Origin of the sequence: Rhizobium sp. BK379 (assembly GCF_014193955.1) — a bacterium.
Taxonomy (GTDB): Bacteria; Pseudomonadota; Alphaproteobacteria; order Rhizobiales; family Rhizobiaceae; genus Rhizobium.
Genome location: NZ_JACIAD010000001.1, coordinates 919,941 through 929,870, shown reverse-complemented (window position 1 = coordinate 929,870; position 9,930 = coordinate 919,941). Strand labels below are relative to the sequence as shown.

Below are 9,930 nucleotides of genomic sequence, written 5' to 3'. Positions count from 1 at the left end.
CGAAGCGTTTTGGCCTCTTCTTGCCCCCGGTAGCGAGGCGGCTAATTTGCCGCAGATATTGCTCAATTCAGAGACGGTTGCATGTCACAATCCTGTTGGAATTGATGGCTAGACGGGCGAAAAATCGGCAGCGAGGATCGGCAGATGGCAGAAGAGAAGCCCCTGGACCTGACGGGCGAAATCGTCGACTTCGATGCGGGGCACGGAGAGGCGGCCACCGTCGAGATGGACGACTATTCCAAGAGCCTGGCGCAGGCGAAGGCAAAGTCGGTCAAGCTGGTGGATGCGATCACCGGCGCGACGCTGAAGAAGAAGGACGCCTTCCATTTCGACGATCTGCGCCCGGCGCTTGCCGATTTCGTGCGGCAGAAACATCCGGGCCTCCGCTCGGACGATTATATCAGCCGCAAGCTGATCGACGACTATCGCGGCCAGTACATTGCCGAATTGCTGCGCGACGAACGCGGCGAGCTCTCCAACCTGGAAGATGAGGTCGTCGAGAGCCTGAAGAGCCATGACACGCTCGCCGAAAACATCGAAGAGGATTACGAGGAACGCCGTTCGCTCGGCGATCGTGTCGCCGATGTCGTCGCCACCTTCGGCGGCAGCTGGACCTTCATCATCTCCTTCTGCTTCTTTCTCGCCGTCTGGATGGGCATCAACCTGGCGCTGGGCGACAAGGCTGCCTTCGACGTCTATCCCTTCATCCTGCTGAACCTCATCCTTTCGACCATCGCCGCCCTGCAGGCGCCGATCATCATGATGAGCCAGCGCCGCCAGGAAGCGAAAGACCGGCTGAGGGCGCTCAACGATTACAAGGTCAATCTGAAGGCCGAACTCGAAATCCGCCACCTGCATGAAAAGGTCGATCACCTGCTGAACCGGCAGTGGGAACGGCTGACCGAGATCCAGCAGATCCAGATCGAAATGATGCTGGAACAGGCCAAGGCCGCCAATCGCGCGCTGAAGCTCAGCAAGGCGCAGAAATCCAAGACCAATGCGCTGAAGAACCTGTTCAGCACCAAGCCTGCCGGCGAGGAGACCGAGGAATAGGGGAGTGGTCGTGCAGAGGGCACAAAAAATAAAAGAGGCCTCGAAGGGCCTCTTTTGGGTTGTTTAGACTCATTCGCGTCGCAATCTCTGCAGAATGCGCACAGCCCCCCTAAGGGCATCGCAACGGAGTGCATCGAAAGTAAGTGTTCACCCCGGCAATGTCAAGCCCCATGGCACCCATTCAGTTGCAAATTATCTATGCAACCCAAACCATTGGGTGTAACGCTACCGTAAAGCAAACGCGGTTGCAAGTTCATGAAAACTGTCGTCGAAAAGCATGCCGAGGGGCTGCTGGCAGAGTTTGAAATCGAGCTGGAAATCTACGAGAGAGCTCAGTTTACTGCTCTTTGCGCGCAGGCCAATGGCGACTTCCTCACCAGCGCATTGAAGGAACTGCGCGGGGTCGCCAGAAGCGTCGCGAAGGCCAAGGCTCGTGCCGAGGCGGCGGGAACGAAGTGCGAAGCTGCCGCACTCATCCCGAAAATCATCCGCACCTATTATCGAAAGCTCGGCGAGCAATCGAAGCTCTTTCCGGCATTGTCATTGTTCGAAGCGGCCTACCGCACGCATCTGTCGGCATGGATGGAGCATCATTATGGCACGCCCCAATGGTGGAGCGATATCTATGCCCACATCAAGCGCGGCGGCAAATCCTCCGATTTTTCCGATATCAACGGGGTTAGCGTCACGGCGGGTACGCCTCGCGTGATCGAGAACATGCTGAGAGGCATAGATGGGCAGGGACTGCACGGAACGCTGATCCCGACCTTGAGCGATGGCAGGAAGATGCTGGAGAGGAGCAAGCTCTCCGACATCGAAGAGCTGATCCGCGAACAATGGGTGCAGTTCAAGACCTCGATACCGGACAGGCTTCATCACGGCGCGCCTTTGGACCTCGAAGTCTTCATGGGCATGTTCAGAAGGGTGCGCGACGCGCGCAATCTCTGCTCTCATCACCGCGAGGTGAAGGACCGCGCGGGTATTCTCAGCAACATCGAGCAGCTCGTCGATCTCGTGAACGTACACCTCGAAATGGCGCTGGCCGCCGTCCACACGGCCGCCGTCAGGCCATATCCGTTCCAGGTGCTGGCGGTCGAAAAACATTCGATAGGCCTGCCGGAGCGCCAGGTCTTCGAGACTGTCTTTACGATCGACACCGTCGTCAGGACGTCTGACCTGAAGGCGTTCTCGCTCGGCGAGGCGCTGATCATGGCGCTTGAGCCGCTGTCGGCAGACGACAGGCTGAAACTGACCAGCATCTCGGTCCGGGCGAAGTGATGCTCACCGCGCCATGAATGACCCGGCTCCCGGCGGAGATTTACCCGCCGGGAGCCGGGCCGCTTTCAGCCGGGCTGATGGCGAGGTGACATCAGCAGGCGTTCGCCGCATCCGGCTGGACCGAATTCGTCGAAGGGGTCGGCGCCGGGTTGCCTGTGCCGCTGTTGGTCGTGCGCTGGCAGTCGTTCGGGTCGCCGCCCGAAGAGCCGGAATTGGTGGTGTTGCTGGAGGGATTGCCGGCGTTGTTGGTCGAGCCGGTCGTGCTCTTGTCCGTCGCGCCGCCGTTGGTGCCGCTGCCGTTCATGTTGCTGCCGGTGCCGTTGCTGTTGCCATTGGTGCCGGAGGTGCTGCTGCCGCTGCCGGATGTGCCGCCCGAGGTGCCGCCTGAACTGCCGGAAGACTGTGCCATGACCGGGGCCGCCAGGGTGAGGGCGAGGGCGGACGTTGCAAGGATTCTCAGAAACATCGGTATTGCCTCTTCAATTGGAGCTTTGTGACAGAGGCTCAACCTGACGCGGCTCTCAATGTTCCGTCTTTTGCGCCCCGGACGGGGAAAGGGTGCGTTGCCGTACCAAAGGCAAGGCTGAGGGAACTTTGGCCGCTCCAGTTCGTTCTATTCCGCTTCCGAACTGCAATCCGAAAAGGCTGATATGTCCAACCGAGACGGCACGCGTGTGCTTTTCGACCGCATCTGGTCCGCCGGTGTCCAGGCGGCGCGGGAGGGGCGGCACAGGGAACTCGACTATCTCGTCCACATGCGCCCCAGCCTCGAGGAGTATCAGGCCGGCCGGGGGCTGCGAATGACGCATATGATCAAGGTCGTGCAGCTCGGCATGTCGAGACTGCGGGCAGCCGGCGACCTGCCGGGCGAGTGACCTGCTGACTGAGGCGAGGACGGGGCCTCGCCATCGATCACCACGAGTTGAGGCCCATATCGCGCTTGCCGTTCATGACACGCACGGAGTTCGGGCCGATCTTGTTCCAGGTCTCGCAGATTTCCTTTCCGGCGTCCCGACCCTTCCAGGTTCGGCAAAACTTGTTGCCGGCAATGTGCCATGTGCCTTCGATCAGGATCACGTCGCCGTTGTCGAGCTTGACCTGACCCTTGGCGGTCCCGTCCTTCGATATGGACAGCATGCCGGCATACCCCTCCTTCGGTCCGCCCAGGGTGAGTTCCTTGCCATTTGACAACAGGGCCGTCAGTTCCTTGCCCGTCATCGCGGTCGCGGCGATTGCGGGGAATGCGCCGAAGACAAGGACCACTGCCAAAGCTGCGATGCGCTTCATGTTTCCGTCCTCCACCTGGATGCCGATGATCTCCCGCTGGTCTTCCCAACCAGCCGGCGAAATGATGCACCAGGGATCGCGATAACAACAATTAGCCATTGCGGATTATCCCGTCAGAGATCATTGGTGCCCGGGAAATGTTCTAACAGATGTTGCGCTACCTCGAGTTGCGCAACCCTGTGAATCCCGCGAGGGTATAGGCCGTTTCAAGACGAGATCGCGCCGAGAGCGATGAGGCTGACGAAGACGCTCAGCGGCGGAAGGTGCTGCATGTCCCGGTGGCGCAGAACAGTCACGATCGCGGCTGCGATGATGACCGTGGCGAGCACCAGGCCGAAGCTTCGACTGGCTGGAAACGCAATCAGGGCGGCCGCCGATATCTCAAGTCCGCCTGTCAGGATGCCCCACCAGCGCGGATAGCCCCAGCGGGCAAAATCGCTTCGTATCCCTGACGTGCCGATGGCGTTGACGAGGCCGGCGCCTGAAAACGCGGCACACAGGAACCAGAGTGAGAGAACATGAACCATCTCAGCGCGCACCTGCAATCATGGGAACGGCCGCCAGGACCATGATCGCGGCCGTCAGCCCATGAATGCCGAAGGCGCTTTTCGTGGAGCCTTTCGCTGCGAGAATGACCAGCATGTCGCCGAGAGGGATGATGGCCTCGATCAAGAGCACGATGCCGATCTCGCGCTGGACGCCCCAGACCATGAAGGCAAGCACCAGCAATCCGGCGACGATGTCGCGAACACCCTTGAGGCGGAGCCACGAAGGGAAGTTCGGGTCATCGCCCGGCAGCGGCAGGCCGAAGCTGCGCACCATGGTCGTCGGGCTCGCAATATAGCCGGTGCCGATCGCGATAATTGCAAGGGCCACAAGCAGCCCGATCCCATTCAGAAGCCAATCCATCACGCCATCCTTCTAGCGGTTTTAAATAATCTAGCAGTGCTAACATTTATGCTAGCGTTGCTAGATATTCAAGCCGTGATATGATCTCTGCATTCAGGCGGCAGGGCATGGAGGTGGGGAATGGGTATCGCAGAGCGGAAGAGCCGGGAACGCGCCGATCGCGAAGATCGTATCGTCGCGGCAGCCCGTGGCATCGCCGAGAGCGAGGGATGGGAGGCCGTCACAATCCGCCGCCTGGCCAAGGAGATCGAATACAGCCAGCCGGTCCTCTATTCGCATTTCGAGAACAGGGATGCGATCGTGGCAGCCGTCGCAATCGAGGGATTCAGAGAGCTCGCGGCCACTCTTTGCGCAGCTGCGGAAGGGGCGAAGGGCAGGCGGGAGGCCCTGACCGATCTCGCCATGGCCTATTTCGACTTCGCGCAAAGCCGCCCGTCGCTCTACGAGGCCATGTTTGTCCTCCCGACCCAGCTGCGCTTCGCCGAGGCCGAGACACGGCCGGAGCTTCGGGCCGGTTTCGAGGCATTGGCCGCGGCCGTATCTCCGTTCTGCGCCGATGCGGAGATCGTGACCGAGACCTTCTGGGCAGCCCTTCACGGGCTTGTCGCGCTCGAACGGGCAGGGCGCATCCGGCCCGGCATGCGGGACGAGCGCATCGCGCTGGTCGTTCGGGCGATCGTGGATGCGGGAGGTCATTCGCGCAGCCGTGGCTGACATTGCCCGGTCGACGATTGCCCGTTCGATCTCCGGGCAGTTGCCGCCCACCACCATCGAACGAGGGCGAGCAATGTGTTAATCGTCCTGGAAGGCACGGGATTAGAACGGACGCATCAATGGCCGGGTCGGGCGGTGAACGCCTATCTCTCAAGCACGCGGCGCATCTGGCCAAACTCCGCTGAGGCCGGCAGGCTGTCAAACGGAACTGCACAAAAATCGAGAATACTCACCGGGGGATGAGCCAATGGACGAAGATCATACGAAACGCATGATCCTTGAATTCCTGAGGAAGCACACCCTGGCGGTCATTGCGACCTGCCATGGTAATGGCACGCCGGAGGCTGCTACGATCGACCTCTCGGTGCGCGACAATCTTGAGATCGTGTTCAGCACTTTCACGCACACGCGGAAGTTCGACAATCTCGCCGAGCGTCCCGGCGTCGCGTTCGTTGTCGGATGGGACGACAATATCACGGTTCAATACGAGGGTGAGGCGACAAGAGTTCCTGCCGCGGATATCGAACAATACCAGGACGCTTATCTCAACAGCCTTCCGGCCGCCAGGGAGTTCATCGAGAGAGGGGCCGTGTTGTTCAAAGCGGTGCCGCGGTGGATTCGATATTCCGATTTCAACAAGGAGCCTCCCGAGCTGATCGCGGTTCAATTCTGAGAGGCGCAACGGTTTCGGGTCGCCGTCGGGGGCGTCGGTTAAATCGTGACCCTCGGGGGGCGAAGGACGGGTCGAGACCCGTGGCTCGACCCCTGCAGCCCGGCAAGGCAGAGGGGTGCCCCAAGGCGCACCATCACGCCCCCGCCGCCCGCAATTCCCCCTTCAGATGATCCGCCAGCCTGAGCGCCAGCGCCACCGCCGGCAAGGTCGGGTTGGCCTGTCCTGACACCGGGAAGACCGAGCTGCCGGCGACATAGAGGTTTTCGAGGTCGTGACAGCGGCAATTGCCGTCCACCACGCTCGAGCGGGGCGAGGCGCCCATGCGGGTCAGGCCGATCTGGTGGTAGCCGTCGAGCGCCTGGCGGCGGACGGCGGTTTGCAGGCCGTCTTCGGGGTGAAGCCATTCGAAGGTGCCGATCTGCCTTGTGCCGATCCATTCCGCCAGCGCATGGTGGCACCTGATCAGCGAGGCGAGATCCTCCTCGTCGAAGTCGAAACTGACGGCGAGCCGCTTCAGGCCGGTTTCATCGACCTCGGAGCTCAGCCGCACGCGGTTGGACGCGACCGGCCGCTGCTCGCCGTGATAGGCGAGCCAGTAGAGATGCTCGCCGTTCTTGACGAAGAAATTCGGCTGCCGTTCGGATTTGAGCGCTGATGTCGTCAGCTGCAGGGCGGCGTTGAAGCTTTGCACCGGGTTTGCGACGAGATCGGACAGCGAGGTGGTATCGGATACTTTCGACTTGAAGGACATGCGGCGCATCTTGCGCCTGCCGGTGATGGCCTTGAACAGGTTCAGCGTCGCACGCGCGCCCGCCGTCGCATAGACTTCTTCCAGCGGCGGACTGCGCAGCCAGAAGACGCTGTTCAGCAGATCGCGCTCGTTCTGCAGGGCAATGCTCGGTATCAGCCGCGCGCGGAACCAGGCGCCGGTGCCGTTGCGGCGGAAGAACATCTTTTCCATGAAGCTGCGATCGGTAAAACGGATGCGGGCGAGCTCGCCGGCCAGATGCCCCATGTAATAACGCCCGAGCGGGCCATCGACGCCGCCGAAGAGCCGCGGCGCGATCTCCTGTGCGGCCAGCAGCAGCCTGGCATTTTCGCGCCCGCCGCAGGCCAGAACGAAGATCGTGGCGCCGAGCGAATGCAGCTTGCCCCGATGCCACACCATCAGCCGTTTCGTGCGGGCGCCTTCGCGGTCGAGATCGAGGCCGATCACGGTCGCCTGGGTGACGAGGTGCAGGTTCGGCAGGTTCTCGATCAGCGCTCCGTGCGCTTTTGCCATATCCGGCTCGCGGGCCCAGCTCTCGATCGAGGGTTCGAATTCGCCGTCCATGTCGGGCATATCGACTGCCGGCAGCTCGGCGCCGAGAAAGGCCCGGGCATCGTCGTAATAGGCCCTGAAGGCGCTGTGTTCGATCGGCCAGCGGGCATCGCCGCGCGCCGGCCTGCCATCGAAATCGCTGTCGTCGAACTCGACGCAGCGGCCGCCCCAGGCTTTCGAGGTGCCGCCGACCGCGCGGCGGATCGTCAGGCTCGCTTCGGCATGGTGGTCGGTGCTGATGGAGGCGGCTGCCGCCAGCCGGTTCGTCTTCTCGGAAATGGTCTTGCCGCCGGATTCAAGCAGCGCGACAGAGAGACCGGAGCGGGCAAGCGCGATGCCCAGCGCCAGGCCGACAGGCCCCGAGCCGACGACGCAAACGTCGACACGTCCCGCAAGCAGGTTTTGAAGCGACGAAATCATTTCACCATCCCGGCTTATGATGGCGGGATCATAGCCGCATTTTTTGGCGCGTGTAATGTATTTTGTGAGGCTTCAGCCCTTGGTTGTCTTGGGGCTGTATGAGCGCTGTCTGGGGTGGGGGCGCGGGGAAAGCTGCTCCCGGCACGGTGGCACCGGGAGCAGGATCGTCACTTCGCGAGCGCGGCCTTTTCAATGACGGCGGCAACCTCGTCCGCGTGGACGACGAGGGAGGCATGGCTGCCGGCCACCTCGGTGGTCTTGGCCTTGATCCTGGCCGCGAACAGTTTCTGGGCCTCCGGCGCGATCACCCTGTCCTTCGTGGTGATCACATAGAAAGTCGGCTTGTCGTGCCAGGCTGCGATATCGACCGGAGCCTCGTAGGCCGTGTGGTTGAGCGGAAGCTGCGAATTTGCGAGGGATTCGGCGACCTTCAGGGGAAGGTCGGCGGCGACCGCCGTCGGAAACACCTTGGGATCGATATAGAGGTTGCCCTTGTCGTCGGGATGAATGGCATTGGTGCCTTCGGTTGCCGGGCCGTGCGCGGCCAGGGACGCCAGGGATTCTCCAACGTCAGGCGCGAAGGCGGAGACGTAGACGAGCGCCGAGACCTCGGGTTCGTCACCGGCTTGCGTGATGACCACGCCGGCCCAGGAGTGACCAACGAGGACGGTCTTGCCATCCTGCTTTGCCAGTGCCTGCTTGGTGGCATCGACATCCGCAGCCAGCGACGTGAGCGGATTTTGGACCAGCGTCACGTTATAGCCCTTCTTCGTGAGAATGTCGGCAACGGGCTTCCAGCTTGACTGGTCGACGAAAGCGCCATGGACGAGCACGATATTGTGCGCCGCGCCCTCGGGTAGTTTGGCCGAATGGGCGGGTGCGGCAAACGCTGCTCCGGCGGCGAGAACGGTGGCGGCTAAGAGTAGTCTATTTCGCATTGCTTGCTCCTGTTGGGATGCCGACAACCCCGCCCCATGGAAAAGGGCAGGCGCTTGGGTACGTGTTGCGGCAGTTTTCCAGATTGCTTGCTGGGTGGCCTGTCGGCTCACGTCGACACGAAATAATACGAAGAGTTCCGGGAGGTTAGGCCCCGATCGTCCGGATATTGTGTCCGACCGTACGGCGGATTAACATCAGACATGGACATCCTCGCCGAAGTGCTCGATCGCGTTCGCCTTAGCGGAACCCTGCTCTTTCACTTCGAGCTCGGTCATCCCTGGAACCTGGCCATGCCGCAGCGGCCCTACGCCCTGTTCCATTATCTCAGTCGCGGCTCAGCCACGCTTGCGCTCGAACACGGGCAAGAACTCCTGATGGCGGAGGGTGATCTCGTCGTCATCACACGCGGCGAGCCCCATCTGATCTACTCGGATAGCGGAACGACGCCTTTCCTGGTTACGGACCTCGACCGACCCGCGCATCTTGGCGTCGTTCATCACGGCGGCAGCACGAAGCCGCTCTCGACGATGATCTGCGGCAATTTCATCCTGTCGTGGCCGGCGCGCGGCAGCGTGATGGAACTGCTTCCGCCCGTCCTTCTCCTGAAGCCGGCGATGGATGGTGACTGGCTCGAGGCTATCCTGCGCCGCATGGTGAGCGAGTCGGCGCTTGCACGTCCCGGTCAACGCGTCGCGCTGTCGCGAATGACGGAGGTGCTCTTCGTCGAGGTGTTGCGAAGCTGGATCAAATCCCTCCGGCCGGGAGAAGGCGGATGGCTTGGGGCGATGGCGGACCCCTATATTGGGCGAGCGCTCGAGCTGATCCACGAGCAACCGGATCGGCCGTGGACACTTCGCGACCTCGCACATCGCGTAGGGCTCGGCCGCTCGGTGTTTTCGGCTCGTTTCACCAAGCTCGTCGGCCAGTCCATGCAGCGCTATCTGATCGCACGCCGGATGTCGGAGGCTGCGTTCCTGCTGGAATCAAGCGATGAGGGGATTGCCCGGATCGCAAGCCGCGTTGGCTACGAAACCGTTGCGGCGTTCTCGAAGTTGTTCCATCGCCACCACGGCCTGTCGCCCGGCCGCTATCGGGCAGCCCGGCGCGTCGAAGCCGGCCCAAGGCCCGGGGAACGTCCTGATCAGACCTCGCTGACTGATCTCGACGAGGCTGACGTCGAAGCCGTCCTGTCGTGATCGCCGGCTGGGCGAGGCATTGAGGCTTCTGTCTGCTGTCGCAGAAGTGATGACCCGTCGAGCCCGTTTTCCTGTTTTGCATGCGACTTGGCCGGCAGCAGATGCTAAACTTTTCCAAAGCCCTCCAAGCGGCAAAGGAC

Annotated in this window: 12 protein-coding genes; 6 read left to right on the top strand and 6 right to left on the bottom strand. The window is 61.8% G+C overall.

What is annotated here, in order from left to right; translation table 11 throughout:
• Positions 1-144: 144 nt before the first annotated feature.
• Positions 145-1,053 carry a DUF1003 domain-containing protein gene (locus tag FHT93_RS04830; RefSeq protein ID WP_113145736.1) on the top strand — a complete coding sequence of 303 codons (909 nt, stop codon included), beginning with the start codon at positions 145-147 and terminating at the stop codon, positions 1,051-1,053.
• A 255-nt stretch (positions 1,054-1,308) separates the two neighbouring features.
• Positions 1,309-2,331: a hypothetical protein gene (locus FHT93_RS04825; RefSeq protein WP_183846396.1), complete on the top strand. Its 1,023-nt coding sequence runs from the start codon at positions 1,309-1,311 to the stop codon at positions 2,329-2,331.
• 91 nt (positions 2,332-2,422) lie between these two features.
• On the opposite strand, the gene FHT93_RS04820 is transcribed toward FHT93_RS04825, so the two are convergent.
• Complete coding sequence (locus FHT93_RS04820) at positions 2,423-2,797, bottom strand: oxidoreductase (protein ID WP_183846394.1); 375 nt, start codon at positions 2,795-2,797, stop codon at positions 2,423-2,425.
• Between the two features lie 184 nt (positions 2,798-2,981).
• Here FHT93_RS04820 and FHT93_RS04815 point away from each other — a divergent pair, with 184 nt between their 5' ends.
• Positions 2,982-3,206 (top strand): hypothetical protein, encoded by a 225-nt coding sequence (locus tag FHT93_RS04815; protein ID WP_112546509.1) that lies wholly within the window; start codon positions 2,982-2,984, stop codon positions 3,204-3,206.
• A 37-nt stretch (positions 3,207-3,243) separates the two neighbouring features.
• Here the strand turns inward: FHT93_RS04815 and FHT93_RS04810 are convergent, their stop codons facing one another.
• The 3 genes from FHT93_RS04810 to FHT93_RS04800 form a co-directional block, all read right to left on the bottom strand.
• Positions 3,244-3,717 carry a hypothetical protein gene (locus tag FHT93_RS04810; protein ID WP_246781542.1) on the bottom strand — a complete coding sequence of 158 codons (474 nt, stop codon included), beginning with the start codon at positions 3,715-3,717 and terminating at the stop codon, positions 3,244-3,246.
• 107 nt (positions 3,718-3,824) lie between these two features.
• Positions 3,825-4,145, bottom strand: coding sequence for a DoxX family protein (locus FHT93_RS04805; protein ID WP_183846392.1), 321 nt, complete (start codon positions 4,143-4,145; stop codon positions 3,825-3,827).
• A gap of 1 nt (position 4,146) precedes the next feature.
• Entirely contained in the window at positions 4,147-4,527 is a 381-nt protein-coding gene (locus FHT93_RS04800; RefSeq protein ID WP_183846390.1) for a DUF4267 domain-containing protein, read from the bottom strand.
• A 120-nt stretch (positions 4,528-4,647) separates the two neighbouring features.
• Here FHT93_RS04800 and FHT93_RS04795 point away from each other — a divergent pair, with 120 nt between their 5' ends.
• Both FHT93_RS04795 and FHT93_RS04790 read left to right on the top strand, forming a co-directional pair.
• The gene (locus FHT93_RS04795) at positions 4,648-5,241 is read left to right on the top strand and encodes a TetR/AcrR family transcriptional regulator (RefSeq protein ID WP_183846388.1); all 594 of its coding nucleotides are present in this window, start codon (positions 4,648-4,650) and stop codon (positions 5,239-5,241) included.
• Between the two features lie 247 nt (positions 5,242-5,488).
• Positions 5,489-5,914, top strand: a complete 426-nt coding sequence (locus tag FHT93_RS04790) for a pyridoxamine 5'-phosphate oxidase family protein (RefSeq protein ID WP_113145731.1) — start codon at positions 5,489-5,491, stop codon at positions 5,912-5,914.
• Positions 5,915-6,047: 133 nt separating this feature from the next.
• Here the strand turns inward: FHT93_RS04790 and FHT93_RS04785 are convergent, their stop codons facing one another.
• Together FHT93_RS04785 and FHT93_RS04780 are read right to left on the bottom strand one after the other, a co-directional pair.
• A complete protein-coding gene (locus FHT93_RS04785) occupies positions 6,048-7,655 on the bottom strand; it encodes a GMC oxidoreductase (RefSeq protein ID WP_113016100.1) in 1,608 nt (535 codons plus the stop codon).
• A 167-nt stretch (positions 7,656-7,822) separates the two neighbouring features.
• Positions 7,823-8,593, bottom strand: a complete 771-nt coding sequence (locus FHT93_RS04780) for an alpha/beta hydrolase (protein ID WP_183846387.1) — start codon at positions 8,591-8,593, stop codon at positions 7,823-7,825.
• 201 nt (positions 8,594-8,794) lie between these two features.
• Here FHT93_RS04780 and FHT93_RS04775 point away from each other — a divergent pair, with 201 nt between their 5' ends.
• A complete protein-coding gene (locus FHT93_RS04775) occupies positions 8,795-9,790 on the top strand; it encodes an AraC family transcriptional regulator (RefSeq protein WP_183846385.1) in 996 nt (331 codons plus the stop codon).
• Positions 9,791-9,930 lie beyond the last annotated feature (140 nt).

Excerpts from the sequence above, each read along its gene's own strand:
- FHT93_RS04830 (WP_113145736.1), top strand. The coding sequence starts at position 145 with ATGGCAGAAGAGAAGCCCCTGGACCTGACGGGCGAAATCGTCGACTTC.
- FHT93_RS04820 (WP_183846394.1), bottom strand. The coding sequence starts at position 2,797 with ATGTTTCTGAGAATCCTTGCAACGTCCGCCCTCGCCCTCACCCTGGCG.
- FHT93_RS04795 (WP_183846388.1), top strand. The coding sequence starts at position 4,648 with ATGGGTATCGCAGAGCGGAAGAGCCGGGAACGCGCCGATCGCGAAGAT.
- FHT93_RS04825 (WP_183846396.1), top strand. The coding sequence starts at position 1,309 with ATGAAAACTGTCGTCGAAAAGCATGCCGAGGGGCTGCTGGCAGAGTTT.
- FHT93_RS04780 (WP_183846387.1), bottom strand. The coding sequence starts at position 8,593 with ATGCGAAATAGACTACTCTTAGCCGCCACCGTTCTCGCCGCCGGAGCA.
- FHT93_RS04800 (WP_183846390.1), bottom strand. The coding sequence starts at position 4,527 with ATGGATTGGCTTCTGAATGGGATCGGGCTGCTTGTGGCCCTTGCAATT.
- FHT93_RS04790 (WP_113145731.1), top strand. The coding sequence starts at position 5,489 with ATGGACGAAGATCATACGAAACGCATGATCCTTGAATTCCTGAGGAAG.
- FHT93_RS04805 (WP_183846392.1), bottom strand. The coding sequence starts at position 4,145 with ATGGTTCATGTTCTCTCACTCTGGTTCCTGTGTGCCGCGTTTTCAGGC.
- FHT93_RS04815 (WP_112546509.1), top strand. The coding sequence starts at position 2,982 with ATGTCCAACCGAGACGGCACGCGTGTGCTTTTCGACCGCATCTGGTCC.
- FHT93_RS04810 (WP_246781542.1), bottom strand. The coding sequence starts at position 3,717 with ATGGCTAATTGTTGTTATCGCGATCCCTGGTGCATCATTTCGCCGGCT.
- FHT93_RS04775 (WP_183846385.1), top strand. The coding sequence starts at position 8,795 with ATGGACATCCTCGCCGAAGTGCTCGATCGCGTTCGCCTTAGCGGAACC.
- FHT93_RS04785 (WP_113016100.1), bottom strand. The coding sequence starts at position 7,655 with ATGATTTCGTCGCTTCAAAACCTGCTTGCGGGACGTGTCGACGTTTGC.